Annotated in this window: 19 protein-coding genes; 3 read left to right on the top strand and 16 right to left on the bottom strand. The window is 72.4% G+C overall.

The window, feature by feature from the left end:
* Window positions 1-52 precede the first annotated feature (52 nt).
* Window positions 53-1354, bottom strand: coding sequence for an ABC transporter substrate-binding protein (locus Pma05_RS25695; protein ID WP_203860031.1), 1302 nt, complete (start codon window positions 1352-1354; stop codon window positions 53-55).
* 249 nt (window positions 1355-1603) lie between these two features.
* On the opposite strand from Pma05_RS25695, the gene Pma05_RS25690 reads away from it, so the two are divergent.
* Both Pma05_RS25690 and Pma05_RS25685 read left to right on the top strand, forming a co-directional pair.
* A complete protein-coding gene (locus Pma05_RS25690) occupies window positions 1604-2806 on the top strand; it encodes an ROK family transcriptional regulator (protein ID WP_203860030.1) in 1203 nt (400 codons plus the stop codon).
* Between the two features lie 376 nt (window positions 2807-3182).
* Complete coding sequence (locus Pma05_RS25685; protein ID WP_203860029.1) at window positions 3183-5417, top strand: discoidin domain-containing protein; 2235 nt, start codon at window positions 3183-3185, stop codon at window positions 5415-5417.
* 149 nt (window positions 5418-5566) lie between these two features.
* On the opposite strand, the gene Pma05_RS25680 is transcribed toward Pma05_RS25685, so the two are convergent.
* The 3 genes from Pma05_RS25680 to Pma05_RS25670 are packed head-to-tail and all read right to left on the bottom strand — an operon-like array spanning window position 5567 to window position 7351.
* Window positions 5567-6175, bottom strand: coding sequence for a DNA-3-methyladenine glycosylase (locus tag Pma05_RS25680; protein ID WP_203860028.1), 609 nt, complete (start codon window positions 6173-6175; stop codon window positions 5567-5569).
* A gap of 55 nt (window positions 6176-6230) precedes the next feature.
* Window positions 6231-6890 (bottom strand): hypothetical protein, encoded by a 660-nt coding sequence (locus Pma05_RS25675; RefSeq protein WP_203860027.1) that lies wholly within the window; start codon window positions 6888-6890, stop codon window positions 6231-6233.
* Window positions 6887-7351, bottom strand: coding sequence for a MarR family winged helix-turn-helix transcriptional regulator (locus tag Pma05_RS25670; RefSeq protein WP_203860026.1), 465 nt, complete (start codon window positions 7349-7351; stop codon window positions 6887-6889). The genes Pma05_RS25675 and Pma05_RS25670 overlap by 4 nt, the downstream gene beginning before the upstream one ends.
* Before the next feature lie 285 nt (window positions 7352-7636).
* On the opposite strand from Pma05_RS25670, the gene Pma05_RS25665 reads away from it, so the two are divergent.
* Window positions 7637-8077, top strand: coding sequence for a hypothetical protein (locus Pma05_RS25665; protein WP_203860025.1), 441 nt, complete (start codon window positions 7637-7639; stop codon window positions 8075-8077).
* A 202-nt stretch (window positions 8078-8279) separates the two neighbouring features.
* On the opposite strand, the gene Pma05_RS25660 is transcribed toward Pma05_RS25665, so the two are convergent.
* The 12 genes from Pma05_RS25660 to Pma05_RS25605 all read right to left on the bottom strand — a co-directional run bounded on the left by Pma05_RS25660 (window position 8280) and on the right by Pma05_RS25605 (window position 21384).
* Window positions 8280-9017 (bottom strand): hypothetical protein, encoded by a 738-nt coding sequence (locus Pma05_RS25660; RefSeq protein ID WP_203860024.1) that lies wholly within the window; start codon window positions 9015-9017, stop codon window positions 8280-8282.
* A 98-nt stretch (window positions 9018-9115) separates the two neighbouring features.
* Window positions 9116-10264, bottom strand: coding sequence for an epoxide hydrolase family protein (locus tag Pma05_RS25655; RefSeq protein ID WP_203860023.1), 1149 nt, complete (start codon window positions 10262-10264; stop codon window positions 9116-9118).
* 296 nt (window positions 10265-10560) lie between these two features.
* The gene (gene argH, locus Pma05_RS25650; protein ID WP_203860022.1) at window positions 10561-12027 is read right to left on the bottom strand and encodes an argininosuccinate lyase; all 1467 of its coding nucleotides are present in this window, start codon (window positions 12025-12027) and stop codon (window positions 10561-10563) included.
* Between the two features lie 8 nt (window positions 12028-12035).
* Entirely contained in the window at window positions 12036-13247 is a 1212-nt protein-coding gene (locus Pma05_RS25645; protein WP_203860021.1) for an argininosuccinate synthase, read from the bottom strand.
* A 76-nt stretch (window positions 13248-13323) separates the two neighbouring features.
* Window positions 13324-13839 carry an arginine repressor gene (locus Pma05_RS25640; protein ID WP_203860020.1) on the bottom strand — a complete coding sequence of 172 codons (516 nt, stop codon included), beginning with the start codon at window positions 13837-13839 and terminating at the stop codon, window positions 13324-13326.
* Entirely contained in the window at window positions 13836-14861 is a 1026-nt protein-coding gene (gene argF / locus Pma05_RS25635; RefSeq protein ID WP_203860019.1) for an ornithine carbamoyltransferase, read from the bottom strand. Before argF ends, Pma05_RS25640 begins: the two co-directional genes overlap by 4 nt.
* Window positions 14861-16180, bottom strand: coding sequence for an acetylornithine transaminase (locus Pma05_RS25630; RefSeq protein WP_203860018.1), 1320 nt, complete (start codon window positions 16178-16180; stop codon window positions 14861-14863). The genes argF and Pma05_RS25630 overlap by 1 nt, the downstream gene beginning before the upstream one ends.
* Window positions 16177-17082 carry an acetylglutamate kinase gene (argB, locus tag Pma05_RS25625; RefSeq protein ID WP_203860017.1) on the bottom strand — a complete coding sequence of 302 codons (906 nt, stop codon included), beginning with the start codon at window positions 17080-17082 and terminating at the stop codon, window positions 16177-16179. The genes Pma05_RS25630 and argB overlap by 4 nt, the downstream gene beginning before the upstream one ends.
* Window positions 17079-18254, bottom strand: coding sequence for a bifunctional glutamate N-acetyltransferase/amino-acid acetyltransferase ArgJ (gene argJ / locus Pma05_RS25620; protein WP_203860016.1), 1176 nt, complete (start codon window positions 18252-18254; stop codon window positions 17079-17081). The genes argB and argJ overlap by 4 nt, the downstream gene beginning before the upstream one ends.
* 264 nt (window positions 18255-18518) lie before the next feature.
* Complete coding sequence (gene argC / locus Pma05_RS25615) at window positions 18519-19526, bottom strand: N-acetyl-gamma-glutamyl-phosphate reductase (RefSeq protein WP_203860015.1); 1008 nt, start codon at window positions 19524-19526, stop codon at window positions 18519-18521.
* A gap of 136 nt (window positions 19527-19662) precedes the next feature.
* The gene (locus Pma05_RS25610) at window positions 19663-20877 is read right to left on the bottom strand and encodes an outer membrane protein assembly factor BamB family protein (protein ID WP_203860014.1); all 1215 of its coding nucleotides are present in this window, start codon (window positions 20875-20877) and stop codon (window positions 19663-19665) included.
* 126 nt (window positions 20878-21003) lie between these two features.
* Complete coding sequence (locus tag Pma05_RS25605) at window positions 21004-21384, bottom strand: hypothetical protein (RefSeq protein WP_203860013.1); 381 nt, start codon at window positions 21382-21384, stop codon at window positions 21004-21006.
* Window positions 21385-21417: the final 33 nt, after the last annotated feature.

Raw genomic sequence — 21417 nt, 5'->3', positions numbered from 1 at the left:
ACCGTGGAGGGGGCGGCGGTCCCCCTCCACGGTCAACCGTCGGCGTCGCGGCTCAGCTGCCCATCTTCTGTTGCGCCACGCCGAGCTTCTCCTTCACCTGCGCCTCGGTGACGGGCTTGCCGCCCGCGGCGTCGGCGAAGAGTTCCTTCATGGCGGTACCGACCAGGGTCTCGAACTGGCTCTCCTCCGGCACCTGCGGCAGCGGGGCGGCGGTGGAGCCGAGTACCTCACCCAGCACCTTCTGCTCCGGCGCCTGGAACGCCGGGTCGGCGTTCGCCGTCTTGACCGACGGCAGCGAGCCGTAGGTCTTGTTGAGGATCACCTGCTCCGCGTCGCTGGTCATGAACTTGACGAACTGGAGCGCACCCTCGCGGTTCTCGGTGTGCGTGAAGACCGCCAGGTTGATGCCGGCCACCATGCTGTTGACCTTCTTGCCGCCGGGCGGCGGGGTTGCCGGGAACGGCACCGGGGCGATCCCCCACTCGTCCGGGCTCATCCCCTGGGCCTTGAAGTTCGACCCCGCGGCCTGCCAGAGCAGCATCGCCGCCTTGCGGTTGGCGAAGTCGGCGACGGACTGGTTCTGGGCGTACTCGGCGTTGCTGGGGTTGACGATCTTGTCAACGGCCATCAGGTCGACGTACCGCTTCACCGCAGCGACGTTCTGCGGGGTGTCGAAGGTCGGCTTACCGGCCGAGTCGAACCACTCGCCGCCCCACTGCTGACCGAAGGTGAAGGCGTGGTGGGAGTTCTCCGACGGGTTCGCGCCCTCCACCGCCAGGCCCCACTGGCCGGACTTGGTCAGCTTCTTGCCGGTCTCGACCAGCTCCTCCCAGGTGGTGGGCGGGGCGGTGATGCCGGCGTCGGAGAACATCTTCTTGTTGTAGTAGAGCGCGTACGCCAGGCTGTAGAGCGGCACGGCGGCCGGCGGCTTGCCGGGGGCACCGGCGGCGGCCAGCGCGGCCGGCACGAACCGGTCCTTGCCGCCCACCTCGGCCAGGGTCGCGTCGTCGAACGGGATCAGCGCGTTGGTGGCCTGCAACGAGGCCGACCAGGTGTTGCCGATGTTCACCACGTCCGGGCCCTTGCCCGAGGTGGCGGCGGCGAGCAGTCGGTTGAGCAGGTCCGACCAGGGTACGACCTCGACGTTGACCTTGATGCCGGTCTGCTGCTCGAACTTGTCCAGCTCGGGCTGGAGGGTCTGCTTGTCGAACTCGATGCTGGCGCCCTGGTTGCTGGCCCAGTAGGTGAGCGTCTTCGCGGCGCCCTCGGACGAGTCGCCGGATTCGCCGCAGGCGGCGAGCGAGGCGGTCGTCAACAGCGCCGCGACAGCCATAACGAGGTGTCGTCTGGACACGACTTGCCCTTCTGCGTCGGCCGGCGGCCTCGCCGGCCCGTCGGCGGTGGCGCCGGAGCGGGGCCCGTGGGCGGCCGGGGTGGTGGAGCGGTACGGGCACGATCACCGTCGGCGGGGGTGGAGCGGGAGCCACCGAAGGGGGTTCCATCAAGGCTTAATTTACGCGGTTATTAAAGTGTCTGGTGGCTCCGCCGTCAAGGACGAGCCGTACAGTGACTCCCGGTGAACCCGGGTTTATCGAGGTGGTGGGTGGACCTGGAACGGACGACGAACCGGATCGTGCGACAGCGCAACCGGTCCGCCCTGCTGTCGAAGTTGTTCCTCGAGGGCCCGCTGACCCGGCAGGACCTCGCCCGCTTCACCGGGCTGAGCCAGCCCGCCGTCAGCAACGTGGTCGGGGACCTGATCACGGCCGGTCTGGTGGTCGAGGCCGGCGCGGTGGAGTCCGACGGCGGTCGCCCCAGCATGATGCTCCGGGTCGCCCCCCGGTACGCCCTGGTCGCCGGGGTCGACGTCGGCGAGACCCGGATCCGGGTCGAACTGTTCGACCTGGCGATGACGATGCTGGCCAGCGCCGAATACCCGCTCGACGCGGCCGGGCCGGAGCCGGCCACCGTGGTCCGGCACATCCTGGCCGGGCTGGACGCCGTCACCGAGCGGGCCGGGGCGGCCCGGTCGGAGATCCTCGGCGTCGGCATCGGCGTCTCCGGTGTGGTGGTGCAGGGCGGCGAGGCGATCGTGCACGCCCAGACCCTCGGCTGGCACGGCGTACCGCTGGAGCGGCTGATCCGGGCCGAGGCCGACCTGCCGGTGCACGTCGACAACGGCGCGAAGACGCTGGGCCAGGCCGAGATGTGGTTCGGGGCCGGGCGGGGCAGCCGGCACGCCGTCTTCGCGCTGGTCGGCTCCGGGGTCGGCGCGGCGGTGGTGACCAACGGGGTGATGTACCGGGGCGTCTCCAGCAGCGCCGGCGAGTGGGGACACACCACCCTGGTCTACGACGGCCGCGCCTGCCGGTGTGGCGCCCGGGGCTGCCTGGAGGCGTACGTCGGCGCGGAGGGGATCATCGACCGCTACCGGGAGGCCCGGCGCGGGCACCCCGTACCCGGTGCCGACGAGGAGTCCCAGCTCGGCGCCCTGATCGAGGCGGCGGACCGGTCCGAGACCGCCCGCCGGGTGCTGGCCGAGACGGCCGGCTACCTCGGCGCCGGAGTGGCGAACCTGATCAACCTGTTCAACCCGGAGCGGGTGGTGCTGGGCGGCTGGGCCGGGGTGGCGCTCGGCGCGCACCTGCTGCCGGCGATCCGCGAGGCGGCGGCCGGGCAGGCGCTGCACCAGCCGTACGAGCAGGCCACCATCGAGTTGGGGCAGCTCGGGATCGACGCGGTGGCGCTCGGTGCCGCCACCCTGCCGGTCGCCCGGCTGCTCGCCGCCGGCGGCATCCGCAACTGACCTCCGCCCGTCCCGACGACTCGTCCCGACGACGTGGTGCGGCCCCGTCGATCCGACGGTTTCCGCGCCTTCCGGCATTCGGGATAAATTACGTCGTAATAAATTGATGTCTTGACGCCGACGGAACACGGGCGCAACACTCGTGATCCTGCGAGAGCGCTCTCTAACCGTCCACAGCCGACCGGTCGACGCCGCCCGCCGTCGGTCGTTTCCGCAGGTCGGAACCGACCTTTCGAGCCAACCCCAACCCGCACCTCGCGCAGCAGCCCGACCGCGGCACACCCGCGGTCGGCAGCACACACCGCCACTGGCCCGTCCGCTCCCGACCCTGGCGGAGCAGCCGGCGCCAGACACCTCCGCACGGACAGGCAGGGTCATGATTTTTCATCGTTTTCCTTCCCGAGGACATCCCGGCGGCCGCCCCCGACCGCGCCGGCTCGCCGGCGTACTCGCGGCGACGCTGCTGCTCGCCCTGACCCCGTTCGCCGGGCCGACACCCGCGAGCGCCGCACCGGCGCTGATCTCGCAGGGCAGGCCGGCCACGGCCTCGTCCACCGAGGGCGGCGCCTTCGCCGCGTCGGCCGCGGTGGACGGGAACACCGGCACCCGCTGGTCCAGCGCGTTCAGCGATCCACAGTGGATCCAGGTCGACCTGGGCGCGAGCGCCACGATCAGCCAGGTGGTGCTGCGCTGGGAGGCGGCCTACGGCCGGGCGTTCCAGATCCAGGTATCCGAGAACGCGAGTAGCTGGAGCAACGTCTACACGACCAGCACCGGCACCGGCGGTACCCAGACGCTGAACGTCTCCGGCACCGGCCGGTACGTCCGGATGTACGGCACCGCCCGGGGCACCGGATACGGGTACTCGCTCTGGGAGTTCGAGGTCATCGGCGAGTTCGGCGGCGGCGGACCCGGCCCCGGCGACCCGGTCGAGCCGACCGACCCGCGCAACCCGAACTTCGGGCCGAACACCTTCGTCTTCGACCCGTCGACACCGACCTCCACCATCCAGGGCCGGCTGAACTCGCTCTTCACCGAGCAGGAGACCGCACAGTTCGCCCCCCGGCGGTACGCGGTGCTGTTCAAGCCCGGCACCTACACCGCCGACGTCAACCTCGGCTTCTTCACCCAGGTCGCCGGGCTCGGCATGTCACCGGACGACGTCAACCTGAACGGGCACGTCCGGGTGGAGGCGTTCTGGATGGGCGGCAACGCCACCCAGAACTTCTGGCGGGCCGCCGAGAACCTCTCGGTCACCCTGCCGGCCGGCACCATCGTGGAACGCTGGGCGGTCTCCCAGGCGGCGCCGTACCGGCGGATGCACCTGCGCGGCGCGGGCAACCAGATCCAGCTCTGGAACGGCGGCGACGGCTGGTCCAGCGGCGGCCTGATGGCCGACACCAAGATCGACGGTATGGTCGTCTCCGGCTCGCAGCAGCAGTGGTACTCCCGGAACAGCGAGTTCGGAAGCTGGAACGGCTCGGTCTGGAACATGGTCTTCACCGGGGTGACCGGGGCACCGGCACCGCACTTCCCGAACCCGTCGCACACGGTGGTCGCGCAGACCCCGGTGGTCCGGGAGAAGCCGTTCCTCTACATCGACGGCACCGGCGAATACCGGGTCTTCGTACCGGCGCTGCGCAGCAACAGCCAGGGCACGAGCTGGTACAACAAGACCCCGGCCGGCTCGTCGATCTCGCTGAGCCAGTTCTTCGTCGTCCGGCCGGGCACCAACGCGGCGACCATCAACGCCGCGCTCGCCCAGGGCAAGAACCTGCTCTTCACCCCGGGCCTCTACCGGACCACCGAGACGATCCGGGTGACCCGCCCGGACACCGTGATCCTGGGCCTCGGCCTGGCCACCATCGAGCCGCAGAACGGCGTCACCGCGATGACCGTGGCCGACGTGGACGGCGTCAAGGTCGCCGGCCTGATGTTCGAGGCGGGTGCCACCAACTCGTCGGTACTGATGGAGGTCGGTCCGGCCGGCTCCTCGACCAGCCACGCGGCCAACCCGACCTCGCTGCACGACGTCTTCTTCCGGATCGGCGGCGCGGTACCCGGCAAGGCCACCACCAGCCTGCGGATCAACAGCCACAACGTGATCGGCGACCACATGTGGCTGTGGCGGGCCGACCACGGTGACGCGGGCACCTACGGCTGGAACATCAACACCGCCGACACCGGGTTGGTGGTGAACGGCAACAACGTCACGATGTACGGCCTCTTCGTCGAGCACTACCAGAAGTACGAGGTGATCTGGAACGGGAACGGCGGACGGACGTACTTCTTCCAGAACGAGAAGCCGTACGACCCGCCGAACCAGGCGGCCTTCATGAACGGGTCGACCCGGGGCTACGCCGCGTACAAGGTGGCCGACTCGGTGACCAGTCACGAGGCGTGGGGGCTGGGCAGCTACTGCTACTTCAACGTCAATCCGTCGGTGGTGAACGAACGCTCCTTCGAGGTGCCGGTCACCTCGGGCGTCCGGTTCCACAACATGGTGACGGTCTCGCTCGGCGGGGTCGGCACGATCAACCGGATCATCAACAACTCCGGCGGCACCGCCAACACCGCCAACCAGGTGCAGTACCTGAACGAATTCCCGTAGGCCGGCCTCCCACACCCGGCCGGTAGCCCGGGCCCGCGTCGTGGTCACCAGCACGGCGCGGGCTCGGGTTGCCCCCGTGACCAGTACGGCCGGCGATCCGTGCGGTCACGGCCAGCGGTCCGTGCGGTCACGGCCAGCGGTCCGTGCGGTCACGGCCGGCGGGGCACGTGTCGGCGGTAGTCGCTGACCGTCGGGTCGCCGTCGACCCAGAACCGCCACGGGAGGTCGTGCGCCCCGGTGACCCCGACCCGTGGACCGGCCGCGACCGCCGCCGGCGGCACCGGGGCGGCCGGCGGGCGGAGTCGTACCGGGCCGTCGCCGAGCAGGTAGCGGCCGTAGACGGCCCGGTCCAGGCCGAGCGCCGCGCAGAGCCGGGCCGGTCCGCGCGCGAGATCCACATCCCGGCGTACGGCGGTGCGCCGGCTCCGGGCGGTCTCCAGCCCGTCGACCACCTCACCGGCCCGGAGCAGTACCGCCGACGCCTCGCCGTCCGGCCCGGTGACCACGTTCACGCACCAGTGCATCCCGTAGGTGAAGTACGCGTAGGCGTGCCCGGCCGGCCCGAACATCACCGAGTTGCGCGGGGTACGCCCCCGGTGCGCGTGCGACGCCGGGTCACCGCCGCTGCCGGCGTACGCCTCCACTTCGGTGAGCCGGACGGTGACGCCGCCCGCCGAGAGGGTGGCGCCGAGCAGCCCGCGCGCCGCCGGCACCACCGGACCGGCCAGCAGTGCGGCGAAGTCCTCGGCCGGCGTCATCCGGCAAGGACATCACGACTCGGTGGCCGGGCCCCCGCCGGGGTGGGCGGGGACGCTATCCGGTGTGCTCCGCCGACCCGACGGTCAGGTGCCGGCGGGCCAGGGCGACGAGACCGTTGGCGTCGTCGGCATAGAGGCGTAGCTCGTGCACGGGATCGTCGGTGCCCTTCGGCACGGGCAGCACGATCGGCTCGCGGAGCAGGATGTCGACGCTGGTCTGGCTGGAGATCCCGATGTTGAGCACGATCCGGGTGTCGGTCCGCTCCACCTGGACGGTCCGGCCGGACGGCAGGGAGCGGTGCCGCTTGCGTACCGTGTCGATCGCCGCCCAGGGCAGCGTAACGTCGAGCGAGATGCCGTTGCGGACCCGGATGCCCGCCTCGCCGACCAGGTGCGGATGGACGCGCAGGCTGGCCAGCAGCCCGATCATCCAGAACACCCCGTAGATGCCCAGCACGGCGGCGATGATCCGGGCGATCTTCCACGGCAGGATCAGGTCGAGCACGGGGATCTCGATCGTGGAGACCACGATGAAGACGATCAGCAGCGGCGTCACCACGCCCGCGTAGCCGAAGGCCACCGTGCCGGCCGGGCCGGTCGGCCGGCGCAGGATCCAGCGGAACAGGCTGCGCCACATGCCCAGCTCGTAGACAGTGGCCCGGCGCAGCAGCGACCAGGTTTTCGTCAGTGCCTTCGGGAAGGTGGTCCGGGTCATCGGTCGTCTCCAGGTTGCGACTGCGCCAGGCCGATCCCGCGCAGCCGGTCGAGGATCTCGCCCAGCCCGGCGGTGAAGCCGTCGAACCGCTCCGCCGGCATCTCCGCGAACAGCAGGTGGGCGAACTCCTGCTGGCCGTGCTCCATCGCCTCGACCGTCTGCCGTCCCCGTTCGGTGAAGGTGACCAGGGTGGCCCGCCGGTCGGTCGGGTGCGGCTGCCGGCTGACGAATCCGGTCGTCTCCAGGCCGTCGACCAGCCCGGTGACGGTGCGGGCGCTGACCTTGAGCGCGGCGGCGAGGTCCCGCTGGGTCGTCGGACCGTGCCGGCGCAGCTCCCAGAGCAGGTGCGTACGCGAGACGGTCAGCCCGGCCCGGGCCAGGCTCCGGGTCATGTCGTCGTTGACCAACACGACGAGTTCGAGTATCTGGTCGAGGGCGGCGATGTGTCTGTCGCCAATCATGTGCCTACCACACCGTGAGTCATGCTCACTATTTTGCCACAGCGCCGGTACGAGCGTCACCTCCCGGTCGACCGTCGGGCCGATGATTCATGACGCTCAATTGCTCACTCGCTCCGGATCTCGGCTCGCGGCCTTGTGAGTTGCGATAGGCGACGCAAAGGTAACTTTCAGTCGCCGAAATGGAGGACCCATCATGTATGTCACCGCGGCAGGGCTCGCCGGGATGGCGTTGGGTTTCATCGCCGGCCTGTGTACCTACCGAACGTCCCGCCGCTGGTGTGCGGGGTGCGGCGGCAGCCTGAGCTGCCCGGCCTGCGCCAGCGCCGGCGTACGCCGAAACACCGCTGCCCGGCGGTTCCGATGAGCGCCACCCCGTCCGCGTCACCGAACGTGCCCCCGGGCACCGTGCTCGAACTCGCCAAGGAGGACTGGCGGTACGGCGGCCACCCGCTCCGCCTCATGGTCGAGTTCGTCCGCCTCGACCTGTCGACGTACTACGACAACCAGTGGGTCTGGATCAGCGGCCAGCGACTGGCCCGGGACGGCAGCCCGCTCGGCCACCTGGACGCCCTGGTCCGGGTCTCCGCCCTGCCCTGCCCGCAGAACGATCATGGCGGCCCGGACACCCCGGGAACTTCGGCCCCCGCCAGCCGTAACGGCTCGACGGGCCGGACCGCACCACGCCAACGGAGCAGACAGCACCGCAGCCGGCGCGACACCGGCTGAACGGTGCCCGTGCCCGATCTGGCGGAGTCTTGCTCGACCTGGCGGAGGTCTGCACGACCCGGCGCAGGTTGCTCGACCTGGCGGAGCTTTGCACGACCCGGCGCAGGTTGCTCGACGGCTGTCCGTCGTCCGGGGCCACGACCCCGGCGCGTTGCGGCGGAGGTTGCTCGACGCGGTAGAGCCGGCAGAGGTGCCGCCGGGCTCAACCCTCCGCCGCCAGCACGACCGCGTCGTGGTGCGCCAGGACGCCCCGGGCGGCGGCGAGCGCGGTGTCCGCCTCCGGCGTGGCCGCGCCGGCCAACTCGACCACCACACGAAGGTGCTGGTCGACCGCGTCGGCGAGCCTGCGCCACCGGGCCGGGCGCCCCGTCTCCGGGTCGAGCACCGAACCGGAGTCGCGACGGCGCAGCGCCTCGGCGAGCGCGGCGTCCAGCGCGCGTACCGCTCGGTCGAGGGTCTCGGCCGAGCCGTCCGGGGCGGTGTAGTCGGGTGCCTGGTCGAGGACCATCCGGAGCACCGTGACCAGGTCGTCGGCGTGCCCCGACACCCAGCGCCGGATCCGGTAGATCCGGCCCAGCTCGGGCCAGCGCTTCCGGGCCGCCTGCCGGCTGCTGCCGGTCGACTCCCCCAGGTCGGCGAGGCTGGCACCGAGCCAGACCGCATCCGCCGCGTCCTCGGCGGCACACCCGGCGGCCACCTCGGCGAGCAGCGCCTGCGCGGCCTGACCGGCCCGGACCCGCCGCAGGTAGGCCGCGCGGCGGGCCCGCTCGTCGTCGACGTCGCCGGGCTTCGGCCCGGTCTCCGGGGCGGCGAACGACGGGTGTTCGGCCAGCATCCCGGTCAGCCGCCGGCCGAACTCCTCGACCAGGCCGGCGAGTTGGGCGTACTCCCGCGCGGAGAGCTGGTCGATCGATGCTTCCGTCCGGCGTACCCGGGCCATGGCCACACTCCTGACAACCTGAGGTTTACAGTGGCGACGGTACCACCGTAAACCTCAGGTTCACAACGAGCCGGTCAGTACTCGCGTGGCGGAGTCCGTCAGGGCACGACCAACGAGCCGAAGAACCGGCGGATCTCGTCGGCGAGCAGGTCGGGCTCCTCGTGCGGCATGAAGTGGCCGCCGACTCCCGGCTCGGTCCAGCGCCGCAGGTCCGGGCAGGCCCGCTCGGCCAGTTGACGCGGGAACCCGGCCAGCCCCGGCTCCGTGCTCAGGGTGACCGCCACCGGTACGGTGATGTCCGGCCGGGGCGGGTTGTGCGGATAGTCGAGGTACTGCCGGAACGACGAGCCGACCGCCCCGGTCACCCAGTACAGCGTGATCACGGTGAGCAGGGTGTCCCGGTCGAACCGGCTGGCCAGGTCGCCGTGGCAGTCGCTCCAGTCCCGATACTTGTCGACCAGCCAGGCCGCCAGCCCGGCCGGCGAGTCGACCAGCGCCGCCGCGATGGTGTCCGGCCGGGTACCCATGATCGCGCTGTAGCCGCCGTCGGTCTCGTCGTACCGCACTTCGGCCTCGACGAAGGCACGCTCGGCCGGGTCCAGGGGCCGGGCGTCGAAGCTGGCCGGGAAGGGCGGATGGATCAGGTGGACCCCGGCGACGTGCCCGGGATAGGACGCGCCCAGCCAGCCGGCCACCGCCCCGCCGATGTCACCTCCGAAGACGCCGTACCGGTGCTGGCCGAGCAGATCGGTCATCAGCCGGTGCAGCGTGCGGGCCATCGCGGCCCGGGTGAGCGGTTCGGCCGGCAGCTCGGAGTAGAGGAAACCGGGCATCGAGGGCACCACCACGTCGAACGCGGTGGCCGGATCGACGCCGTACCGGCCGGGATCGGTCAGCCGGTCGGCCAGCGGCAGCAACTCCACGAAACTGCTCGGCCAGCCGTGGTTCAGCAGCAGCGGCGGCGGAGCCGGCGTACCGGCCGGCCGCCGACCGGGTATCCGCAGGAAGTGCAGCCGCCGGCCGTCGATCTCGGCCAGATACTGCGGGTACGCGTTCAGCGCGGCCTCCCGGCCCCGCCAGTCGAAGCCGTCGGCCCAGTAGCCGACCAGCTCACGCAGGTAGTCGGGATCGGTACCGGCCAACCAGGGCCGGTCACCGCTGCGCTCGGTGAACCGGGTACGCCGGAGCCGGGCACGCAGGTCGTCGAGGACCGGATCGGGAACCGCGATCCGGAACGGGGAGATCATCAGAAGTCCTCCAGGACGGAGGGCGTCACCCCCGGACCGGTGCGGGCGCGGGACGCGCCGAGGTCAGCGGAGGCGGATGGCCGGAGAGGACGCCCGAACGGAACGGTCGTACTGCATCGGGCTCACCTCCTCTCGGCGCTGACCGGCGAATCGTTCCACTGCCGTGCCCCGCCCGCAAACGGATTACCGGAACCGGGGCGCGCCGACCGGCATCCGCTCGGTCCACGCAGCGGAAACCGGACCTCCCCGGCCGCGGCGTCGATCCGCCGACGGGTCCGGGGAGGTCCCGCGATCCGTCAGGTACGCGGCAGGACCTGCTCGGTGGACCACTCGCGCCAGCCGTCGAGCTGGTCGGCGGCGGCGGCGAGCTGGTCGGCGACCGGTCCCGGCCCGGTCGAGCCGGGCGTGATCCGGGCCGCCAGCGCGGAGCGGACCGACAGCACGTCCCGTACCCCGGGGTCGAGGTGCTCGCTGACCAGCCGCAGGTCGTCGTCGGAGACCTCGTCCAGTTCGCAGTCCCGGGCCACGCAGAGCGCCACCAGCCGGCCGGTCACCTCGTGCGCCTCCCGGAACGGCACGCCCTTGCGGACCAGCCAGTCGGCGACCTCGGTGGCCAGCGAGAAGCCGACCGGGGCGGCGGCGGCGAGCCGGTCGGCCCGGACGGTCATGGTGGAGACCATCCCGGCCAGCGCCGGCAGCACCAGGTCGAGCGTGTCGATCGCGTCGAACGCCGGCTCCTTGTCCTCCTGCATGTCCCGGTCGTACGCCATCGGCAGGCCCTTGAGCATGGTCAGTACGGTGACCAGCCCGCCGATCAGCCGGCCGGACTTGCCCCGGGCCAGCTCGGCGACGTCGGCGTTCTTCTTCTGCGGCATGATCGACGAACCGGTGGCGAACGAGTCGTCCAGCTCCACCCAGCCGAACTCCTGCGAGGTCCACATCACCACCTCCTCGCCGATCCGGGACAAGTGCACCCCGAGCAGCGCGGTGACGAAGAGGAACTCGGCCACGAAGTCCCGGTCGGCGACCGCGTCCATCGAGTTGGCGAACGAGGTCCGGAAGCCCAGCTCCTTGGAGACCGCCACCGGGTCGAGCGGCAGGCCGGAGCCGGCCAGTGCGCCGGCGCCGAGCGGGCTGACCGCCGTCCGGTGGTCCCAGTCACGCAGCCGGTCCAGGTCCCGCAGCAGCGGCTGGACGTGTGCCAGCAGCCAGTGCCCGAAGGTGACCGGCTGGGCGTGCTGCAGGTGGGTCATCCCCGGGGCCGGGGTCTCCAGGTTGCGGGCCGCCTGCTCGACCAGCGCGTCGGCCAGCCCGACGATCCGGGCGGCCAGTCCCCGGGCGTGGTCGCGCAGATAGAGCCGCAGGTCGGTGGCGACCTGGTCGTTGCGGGACCGGCCGGCCCGCAGCTTGCCGCCGAGCGTGCCGAGGCGTTCCAGCAGGCCGCGTTCGAGCGCGGTGTGCACGTCCTCGTCCTCGACGGTGGGCCGGAAGGTGCCGGTCAGCACCGCCGCCTCCAGGTCGTCGAGGGCGGCCAGCATCCGGCCCAGCTCGTCCGGGTCGAGCAGGCCGGCGGCGGCCAGCACCCGGGCGTGTGCCCGGGAGCCGGCCAGGTCGTACGGGGCGAGTCGCCAGTCGAACTGGACGCTGACCGACAGCCGGGCCAACGCCTCGGCGGGACCACCGGCGAACCGGCCGCCCCAGAGGCTCGTACGGTTGGTCCCGGCGCTGTTCTCGGTCAAGCTCTTGTCGTCCACGCCGACCATTGAACCCTTCACCTCTCGGTGCCGCCCAACCGGGCGTCCCGGGCCGAGGCCAGCTTGCTCGGCAGGCCCCAGAGCTGCACGAAGCCCTTGGCCAGGGACTGGTCGAAGGTGTCGCCGGTGTCGTAGGTGGCCAGGCCGAAGTCGTAGAGGCTGGCCTCGGAGCGCCGGCCGGTCACCACCGCCCGGCCGCCGTGCAGGGCCAGCCGGACCTCGCCGGAGACGTACTTCTGGGTGTCGTCGATGAACGCGTCCAGCGCGTGCTTGAGCGGCGAGAACCAGAGGCCGTCGTAGACCAGCTCGCCCCAGCGCTGGTCGACGCCCTTCTTGAACCGGGCCACGTCCCGCTCCACGGTGACGTTCTCCAGCTCCTGGTGGGCGGTGATCAGCGCGATCGCGCCCGGCGCCTCGTACACCTCGCGGCTCTTGATCCCGACCAGCCGGTCCTCGACCATGTCGAGCCGGCCCACGCCCTGGGCCCCGGCCCGCCGGTTCAGCTCCACGATCGCCTGGTACGGGGTGACCGTCTCACCGTCGATCGCCACCGGTACCCCGGCGTCGAAGGTGATCACGACGCTGTCCGGGTCGCGCGACTCGGCCGGGTTGGCGGTGTAGGAGTAGACGTCCTCGATCGGGGCGTTCCAGATGTCCTCCAGGAACCCGGTCTCCACCGCCCGGCCCCAGAGGTTCTGGTCGATCGAGTACGGCGACTTGTGCGTGACGTCGATCGGCAGTCCCTTCTCCTCGGCGTACCCGATGGCCTTGTCCCGGGTCCAGGCGAAGTCCCGGGCCGGCGCGATCACCTTGAGGTCGGGGGCGAGTGCGCCGAGCCCGGCCTCGAACCGGACCTGGTCGTTGCCCTTGCCGGTGCAGCCGTGCGACACGATCGTGCCGCCGTAGTATTTCGCCGCCTCGGCCAGGTGCTTGACGATCAGCGGCCGGGACAGCGCCGAGACCAGCGGATACCGGTCCATGTAGAGCGCGTTGGCCCGCATCGCCGGAATGCAGTAGTCGGCCGCGAACTCCTCGCGGGCGTCGACCACCACCGACTCGGCGGCGCCGCAGTCCAGTGCCCGCTGGCGGATCGCGGCCAGGTCCTCGCCGCCCTGCCCGACGTCGATCGCCACCGCGATCACCTCGGCGCCGGTCTGCTCGGCCAGATATGGAATGGCGACCGAGGTGTCCAGGCCCCCGGAGTACGCCAGTACGACGCGCTCGCTCATGCCGGCCCTCCGCTGCGCTCCGGGCCGCCATGAGGCACATCCGCACTGAATTTGATGATTCGCTCGCTACGCTCGCTCATGGTGTGGTGCTCCCTTCAGCATGTTCTTCCCGGGCGGCCCAGGCGGAGAGCTTCTCCCCCAGTGCCGCGCCACCGGTGGCCTCGCGGGCCACGACGAAAATGGTGTCGTCGCCGGCGATGGTGCCGACGACCTCCGGCAGCCCCGCCCGGTCCAGCGCGCTGGCCAGGTACTGGGCGGCACCGGGTGGGGTACGCAGCACGGCGATGTTGCCGCTCGAGTCGACCCCGTTGAGCAGTTCGCGGAGCAGCCGGATCAGCCGGGCCGGCGCCTGCTCGGCGTCCCGCAGCGGTCGCTTTCCGTCCTCCGGGATGAGGTAGACGGCGGGTCCGTCGCCGCCGCGCACCTTGACCGCGCCCAGCTCGTCCAGGTCGCGGGAGAGGGTGGCCTGGGTGACCTGCACCCCGCCGGCGGCGAGCAGGTCGGCCAGCTCGGTCTGCGAACGGATCGCCCGCTCGCGGATCAGGTCGACGATCCGGGCGTGCCGGGCGGCCCGGGTCAGCGGTCCGGTCATGCCGACTCGCCCACCACGGACGCGATGATCGAGGCCGCCGACGGCTCGCCGGCCGGCTGCGCCGCGCCGGCACCGGCAGCGGCAGCGCTCCGCTCCTCGGCGTGCCGGTCCAGCAGCCAACCGAGCAGGGCCTTCTGGGCGTGCAGCCGGTTCTCCGCCTGGTCGAAGACCGCGCTGCGCGGGCCGTCCAGCACCTCGTCGGTGATCTCCTCGCCCCGGTGCGCCGGCAGGCAGTGCAGCACCACGACCGCCGGCCCGGCACCGGCCAGCAGGGTCTTGTTGACCTGGTACGGCTGGAAGGCGGTGAACCGGTCCCGGCCGTCGCCCTCCTGCCCCATCGAGGTCCAGGTGTCGGTGGCGACCACGTCCGCCCCGGCCACCGCCTCGACCGGGTCACGCAGTACGCGTACCGAGCCGCCGGTGGTGGCGGCGATCTCGGCGGCCCGCTCCACGACGGCCGGGTCGGGGTCGTGGCCGGCCGGGCCGGCGACCCGGACGTGCATCCCGGCGGTCGCCCCGCCGACGAGGTAGGAGTGCGCCATGTTGTTGGCCGCGTCGCCGAGGTACGCCAACGTCCGGCCGGCGGTACCGCCACAGCGCTCACGGACGGTGAGCAGGTCGGCCAGGAGCTGGCAGGGGTGGAACCCGTCGGTCAGCCCGTTCACCACCGGCACCGTCGCGCCCTCGGCCAGCTCGGCGATCCGCTCGTCGCCGAAGGTACGCAGCACGATCGCGGCGACGTACCGGGACAGCACCCGGGCGGCGTCGACCAGCGACTCACCCCGGCCGAAGTGCGTGACCTGGGTGTCCACCACGATCGGGTGGCCGCCCAACTCGGCGATGCCGACATCGAAGGAGAGCCGGGTACGCAGGCTCGGCTTGTCGAAGAGCACCGCCACCGCCCGGGGGCCGGCGAGCGGGCGCAGAGCGTAACGATCAGTCTTCATCCGGGCGGCGAGGTCCAGTACCGCCGACTGCTCGGCCGGGCTGAGGTCGTCGTCGCGCAGGAAGTGCCGGGGCATCAGTACCCACCACCCCGGGTCTGCTCGACGACGGCCGGAGCCGCCGTCTCCGGGCCTGCCGACATCGGCGTCTCCGTCGGCGTCTCCCGCGGAGTCGGGGGCACCGCGTCCAGGGCCGCCGCATCCAGGGTCGCCGGGTTCGGGGTCGCCGGGTTCGCCGCGTCCAGCGCCGCTGGCAGGGCGGCGAGGAAGGCGTCGGCCTGGTCCAGGCCGAGGATCAGCGGCGGGGCCAGCCGGATCGTCGCCGGCTGCACCGGGTTGGTGAGGAAACCGGCATCCCGCAGCACCCCGGCGGTCGCGGCGGCGGCCGGCGCCCGCAGCACGACGCCGAGCAGCAGCCCGGCGCCGCGCACCTCGGCCACCAGCGGGTGGTCCAGCGCCTCCACCCCGTGCCGGATCCGCTCGCCGACCCGCTTCACGTGGTCGAGCAGGCCCTCGTTGGCGATGGTGGAGATGACGGCGAGGGCGGCGGCGCAGCTCACCGGGTTGCCGCCGAAGGTGGTGCCGTGCAGGCCCGGCCGGAGCAGCTCGGCGGCCTCGCCGAAGGCCAGGCAGGCGCCGATCGGCAGCCCGCCGCCGAGCCCCTTGGCCAGGGTGACCAGGTCCGGCTCGATCCCGTCGGCCTGGTGCGCGAACCAGTGCCCGGTACGCCCGATCCCGGTCTGCACCTCGTCCAGCGCCAGCAGCGCGCCGTGCTCGGCGGTGATCCGCCGGGCCGCGGCGACGTAGCCGGGCGGCGGCACGACCACGCCGTTCTCGCCCTGGATCGGCTCCAGGATCACCATCGCGGTCTCGTCGGTGACGGCCGCGGCCAGCGCCTCGACGTCGCCGTACGGGACGTGGGTCACCTCGCCGGGCAGCGGGCGGAACGGGTCGACCTTGGCCGGCTGGCCGGTGAGCGCCAGCGCGCCCATTGTCCGGCCGTGGAAGCCGCCCTCCGCGGCGACCACCTGGGTGCGCCCGGTCAGCCGGGACAGCTTGAAGGCGGCCTCGTTCGCCTCCGCGCCCGAGTTGGCGAAGAAGACCCGACCGGCCCGGCCGGCCAGCGCCAGCAGCAGTTCGGCCAGCGCCACCGGCGGCTCGGCGACGAAGAGGTTGGAGACGTGCCCGAGGGTGGCGACCTGCCGGGAGACCGCCTCCACCACGGCCGGGTGGGCGTGCCCGAGCGCGTTGACCGCGATGCCGCCGACCAGGTCGACGTACTCCCGGCCGGCCTCGTCGACCACGACCGCGCCGCTGCCGCGGACCAGCGCGAGCTGCGGGGTCCCGTAGTTGTCCATCATGGACTGCGTCCAGCGGTCGACCAGGGTCGTGGTCATGACGAGACCGCCCCGGGCTCGGGTACCACCATCGTGCCGAATCCCTCCGATGTGAAAACTTCCAGCAGGGTCGAGTGCGCCACCCGCCCGTCCACCACGTGCGCCGCCGGCACCCCGCCGCTGACCGCCCGCAGGCAGGCCTCCATCTTCGGCACCATCCCCGACTCCAGCTTCGGCAGCAGGTCGGCGAGCTGACCGGTGGTGATCTCGGAGACCAGGCTGTCGGTGTCCGGCCAGTCGGCGTAGAGCCCGGGGACGTCGGTGAGCACCACCAGCTTGCGAGCCTGGAGCGCGACGGCCAGCGCGGCGGCGGCGGTGTCGGCGTTGAGGTTGTGCAGCACACCGTCGGCGTCCGGCGCGACGGTGGAGATCACCGGGATCCGGCCGGCCGAGATCAGGTCGGCGACCGCCGAGACGTTCACCTGGTCCACGTCACCGACCTGGCCGATGTCGACCGGTTCGCCGTCCACGTACGCCGGCCGGCGTACTGCGGTGAAGAGCCGGGCATCCTCGCCGGAGAGGCCGACCGCGTACGGGCCGTACTCGTTGATCAGGCCGACCAGTTCCCGGCCGACCTGGCCGACCAGTACCATCCGGACCACGTCCATCGCCTCGGGCGTGGTCACCCGCAGTCCGCCCTTGAACTCGCTGGTGATGCCGAGCCGGCGCAGCATGGCGGAGATCTGCGGCCCGCCACCGTGCACCACCACCGGCTTCAGCCCGGCGTAGCGCAGGAACACCATGTCGGCGGCGAACGCCCGCTGCAACTCGGGGTCGATCATGGCGTTGCCGCCGTACTTCACCACCACCGTGGAGCCGGAGAAGCGGGCCAGCCAGGGCAGCGCCTCGATGAGGGTGGCCGCCTTCCGCTGTGCCTCGGTCAGATCCCGGGTCAGCATCATGTCGAGTACGCCGAGTTCTCGTGCACGTACGCGTGCGACAGGTCGTTGGTCCAGATGGTGGCCTCGGCGGAACCTGCGTGCAGGTCGATCCGGATGGCCACCTGCCGGCCGGAGAGGTCGACCTTGGCCCGGTCCTCGGCGGCGGCACCGGACCGGCAGACCCAGATCCCGTTGACCGCCACGTCGATGTCGTCCGGCTCGAAGGCGGCACCGGTGGTACCGACGGCGGCGAGGATCCGGCCCCAGTTCGGGTCGTTGCCGAACAGCGCGGTCTTGACCAGGTTGTTCCGGGCCACCGAACGGCCGACCTCGACCGCGTCGTCCTCGCCGGCCGCCCCGACCACCTCGATCGCGACCTCCTTGCTGGCGCCCTCGGCGTCGGCCACCAGTTGCCGGGCCAGGTCCCGGCATGCCTCGGTGACCGCGGCGGTCAGCTCGGCCTGGCTCGGTGCGATCCCGGAGGCGCCGCTGGCTAGCAGCAGCACGGTGTCGTTGGTGGAGAGGCAGCCGTCCGAGTCGACCCGGTCGAAGCTGACCCGGCAGGCTTCCCGGAGCGCCTCGTCCAGCATTGCCGGCCCGGCGACCGCGTCGGTGGTGACCACGCAGAGCATGGTGGCCAGCGCGGGCGCGAGCATGCCGGCGCCCTTGGCCATCCCGCCGACCGTCCAGCCGGTACCGGCGACCACGGTCGTCTTGGACCGGGTGTCGGTGGTCATGATCGCCTCGGCCGCCGCCAGTCCGCCGTCGGCGGCCAGCCCGGCCACCGCCGCCGCCACGCCCGGCAGCAGCCGCTGCATCGGCAGCCGCTCGCCGATCAGCCCGGTCGAGCAGATCGCCACCTCACCTGCGCCGACCTCCGGCCCGCCGTCGGCGGATCCGGAGAGCGCGGCGGCGGCATGTTCGGCGGTGGCGTGGGTGTCCTGGAAGCCGGGCGCCCCGGTGCAGGCGTTGGCGCCGCCGGAGTTGAGCACCACGGCCCGGACCAGGCCGGTCCGGAGCACCTGCTGACTCCAGAGCACCGGTGCCGCCTTGACCCGGTTGGCGGTGAAGACCCCGGCCGCCACGGCGTCCGGCCCGTCGTTGACCACCAGCGCGACGTCCCGGGCGCCGCTGGACTTGAGTCCGGCGGCCACTCCGGCGGCCCGGAATCCCCGGGGCGCGGTGACACTCATGCCGCCCCTCCGCTGCGCTCCGGGCCGCCACGAGGCACATCCGCACTGAACTGCCTGATCCGCTCGCCCCGCTCGCTCATGCCGCCCCTCCACTGCGCTCCAGGCCGCCATGAGGCACATCCGCACCGAGCCGCCTGACTCGCTCGCTCATGCCAACCCTCCCTCGTTGCCTGGCACTCGCTGCCCAGGTCCGGGCACGGCCACGACGACCGGGCGCGGTACCGGGTGCTTCCAGCGGGTGGTCATGCGCCGCCCAGGCCCCGGTCACGGCGCGATCCCGTGCCCGGACAGGCCGGTGGTCTCCGGCAGCCCGAGCATCAGGTTGGCGCACTGCACGGCCTGGCCGGCGGCGCCCTTGCCGAGGTTGTCGATGGCGCTGACCACGATCAGCCGACCGGAGTCGACGTCGACGGTCGTCTGTAGGTGGCAGGAGTTGCCGCCCAGCGTGGCGGCGGTGTGCGGCCACTGCCCCTCGGGCAGCAGGTGCACGAACGGCGTCTCCGCGTACGCCTCGGCCAGCACCGCACGCGGGTCGGCCGGGGCGTCGCCGACGGGCAGCGCGGTGACGGTGGCCAGGATGCCGCGCGGCATCGGGGCCAGCACGGGGGTGAAGGAGAGTCCGGTCGCCCCGCTGGCCTGCTTGATCTCCGGCACGTGCTGGTGTGCGCCGACCTTGTAGGGCGAGAGGTCGCCCATCACCTCGCTGCCGAGCAGGTGCGGCTTGGCCGACCGGCCGGCCCCGGAGGTGCCGGAGGCGGCGACCACCACCACGTCGTGCGGGGCGGCCACTCCGGCGGCGAGCAGCGGGGCGAGGGCGAGGATGGTGGCCACCGCATAGCAGCCGGTGGCGGCGACCCGGGTCGCACCGGCGATCGCCGCCCGCTGGCCGGGCAGTTCCGGCAGTCCGTAGGTCCAGGCGCCGGCGTGGCTGCCGCCGTAGTAGCGGGTCCAGGCGGCGGCATCGGTGAGCCGGTGGTCCGCGCCCAGGTCCACCAGGCGGACCCCGTCCGGCAGGGCCGCGGCCAGCGCCGCCGACTCGCCGTGCGGCAGGGCCAGGAAGACCAGGTCCGCGTCGGCGAGCACCGCCGGTTCGGTCCGGCCGAACACCAGGTCGAGGCCGGTGAGCTGCGGGTGTACGGCGGCAACCGGCTGACCGGCCTGGCTGTGCGCGGTGGCGGCGACGAGGTCGAGTTCGGGGTGCCCGGCGATCAGCCGGAGCAGTTCGCCGCCCGCGTAGCCACTCGCACCGGCGACCGCGACTCGAATTCCCATGCCTACCTCCGCATTTCTATGCAGAGATCACGCTAGCAAAGCCTCCCCCGGAACTGCAAGTCTATGCAACGAACTGAATGATCTTTCGATCAGGTGAACTCACCGTTGCGCAGCGGCGTCGACGACCCCTGGTGCGTCAGCGACGAGCGGCGGGGGTTCGACCCGGCCCGGCCAGCCGCCACACGCCGAGCCGGTCCGGGGCCGTCCGGCAGACCAGGGCGGACGCGCCGGCCCGGCAGTCCACCACTCCGGCCGGCAGGGCACCGAGGATCCGCAGCGCCGCACCGTCGGCCACGGCCAGCAGCGAACGGCCGTCGTAGACGTCGGGCCGGATCAGGATGTCCGGGGACCAGACGATCGAGTTCCACCCCTGGAGCCGGGCCCGGCGCCACCGCTCCGCCCCGCTGAGCGGATCCAGCGCGACCACCCACGATTCGCCGTCCAGGCAGGCCAGCCCCCCGCAGTCCCGGATCACCTCACCGATCCCGTCACCCGGCCGCGTCCACCGTCGGGTCAGCCCGGGCAGGTCGTACCCGCTGACCGCCGGCTGCCGCCCAGCGGGGTGCCGCAGTACCAGCCGGCCGCCGACCACCCGGGGATTGCTCTGTGCGTAGTCCGCCGGCGGCAGTTCACCGGTACCGACCAGGGCACCGGTGGCAAGGTCGTGCAGTTCCACCGTGACGTTGTCGTGCACGATCAGCACCCGGGCCGGATCGCCGGGTACCGGCTGCACGACCGCGGTCGACGCCAGCGGCAGCCGCCACCGGACCTCCCCGGTGACCAGGTCCACCGCCTCGACCGCCCCCTCCAGCCGGCGACCGGCGCCGGAGACGCTGCGTACCTCGGAGACCCCGAGCCCTAGGTCACTGCCGGCGACCCGGATGACCCGGCCCGGTCGACTCCACCGCACCGCACCTGTGCGGGCCGACCGGGCGGCGGTCACCGTACGACGGCCGACCGAGTCGAGTTCGGCGACGAGCAGGATCTCGCCGACCCGCTCCGCGTAGTGCCGGCCGGCCACGCTGACCGGTACCGTCCAGCGCCGGTCCCCGCTCGGCAGGTCGTACGCGCTGAGGGTGCTCGGCCGACCGACCGGCGCGGCGGAGACCAGCAACACGTCGTCGGCGACGAAGTACGTGCTCCCAGCCGGTACGTCGAAACCGCCCACCGGCCACAGCGCCCCGCCCGGCGGCGCGGCGGCGGTGACCCCGAAGAGCACCAGCAGACCGGAGAGCAGCCCCGCCAGCCAGCGCACCGAGACCCGGCGCGACCCGGGCGAAGGCGGCGTTTCGACGTCGGGAAGGCCGCGATCGTCGCCGAGGTCGATGAGCACCGTGGCACGGCTCTCCACCTGGTCTCCCGATCTGAGGGCCCGCTCCCGGGCCGCCGATCAACCGAGCCTAGTGGGTTCGACCGGGAGGTCGTCGGCGACGGTCACGGCGCCCCGTCCCCGCCCTCGGCGCCGACCGGACGGGCGTCAGTCGCAGACCTCGTCGAACTCCTGCCGGACCTTCTCGAACGCCGTGTCGAACTCGGCCAGCTTCGGCCGGAGCGTGGCGGCCGGCTGACTGGAGTCGATGCCGGCGGACTCGATGGCGTCGACCAGGCCCTGGATCGCGCCCTTCACGTCGCCGTCCGCCGACTCCGCCACCTTCGCCAGCTCGGGCTGCATGGCTTCGATCTGGGTGGCCCGGACCTCTTCCGCCGAGCCTCGCAGGCCGTGGAACTGGCCGAGCAGGGCCCGGGCGTCGTTGCACGCCTCCGGCGAGGTGTTGACCCCCGCCCCGCGGCAGCCACCCGTCAGCAGTAGGACCAGCAGCACGCCGTACCCGAGCGCGCGCAGTCGACGACTCTCCACCCCGTAACCCCCCGAAGGTCGTGTGCGAGGCAG

Origin of the sequence: Plantactinospora mayteni (assembly GCF_016862935.1) — a bacterium.
Classification (GTDB): Bacteria; Actinomycetota; Actinomycetes; order Mycobacteriales; family Micromonosporaceae; genus Plantactinospora; species Plantactinospora mayteni.
The sequence above is the reverse complement of the archived record's forward strand: the minus strand, read 5'-3'. Positions and strand labels throughout refer to the sequence as shown.

What these genes read in the sequence shown, in the direction of transcription:
- Pma05_RS25660 (WP_203860024.1), bottom strand. Translation starts at nt 9,017, where the DNA reads ATGGCCCGGGTACGCCGGACGGAAGCATCGATCGACCAGCTCTCCGCG.
- Pma05_RS25655 (WP_203860023.1), bottom strand. Translation starts at nt 10,264, where the DNA reads ATGATCTCCCCGTTCCGGATCGCGGTTCCCGATCCGGTCCTCGACGAC.
- Pma05_RS25670 (WP_203860026.1), bottom strand. Translation starts at nt 7,351, where the DNA reads ATGATTGGCGACAGACACATCGCCGCCCTCGACCAGATACTCGAACTC.
- argH (WP_203860022.1), bottom strand. Translation starts at nt 12,027, where the DNA reads ATGGTCGGCGTGGACGACAAGAGCTTGACCGAGAACAGCGCCGGGACC.
- argF (WP_203860019.1), bottom strand. Translation starts at nt 14,861, where the DNA reads ATGCCCCGGCACTTCCTGCGCGACGACGACCTCAGCCCGGCCGAGCAG.
- Pma05_RS25675 (WP_203860027.1), bottom strand. Translation starts at nt 6,890, where the DNA reads ATGACCCGGACCACCTTCCCGAAGGCACTGACGAAAACCTGGTCGCTG.
- Pma05_RS25645 (WP_203860021.1), bottom strand. Translation starts at nt 13,247, where the DNA reads ATGAGCGAGCGCGTCGTACTGGCGTACTCCGGGGGCCTGGACACCTCG.
- argC (WP_203860015.1), bottom strand. Translation starts at nt 19,526, where the DNA reads ATGGGAATTCGAGTCGCGGTCGCCGGTGCGAGTGGCTACGCGGGCGGC.
- argB (WP_203860017.1), bottom strand. Translation starts at nt 17,082, where the DNA reads ATGATGCTGACCCGGGATCTGACCGAGGCACAGCGGAAGGCGGCCACC.
- argJ (WP_203860016.1), bottom strand. Translation starts at nt 18,254, where the DNA reads ATGAGTGTCACCGCGCCCCGGGGATTCCGGGCCGCCGGAGTGGCCGCC.
- Pma05_RS25680 (WP_203860028.1), bottom strand. Translation starts at nt 6,175, where the DNA reads ATGACGCCGGCCGAGGACTTCGCCGCACTGCTGGCCGGTCCGGTGGTG.
- Pma05_RS25685 (WP_203860029.1), top strand. Translation starts at nt 3,183, where the DNA reads ATGATTTTTCATCGTTTTCCTTCCCGAGGACATCCCGGCGGCCGCCCC.
- Pma05_RS25640 (WP_203860020.1), bottom strand. Translation starts at nt 13,839, where the DNA reads ATGACCGGACCGCTGACCCGGGCCGCCCGGCACGCCCGGATCGTCGAC.
- Pma05_RS25630 (WP_203860018.1), bottom strand. Translation starts at nt 16,180, where the DNA reads ATGACCACGACCCTGGTCGACCGCTGGACGCAGTCCATGATGGACAAC.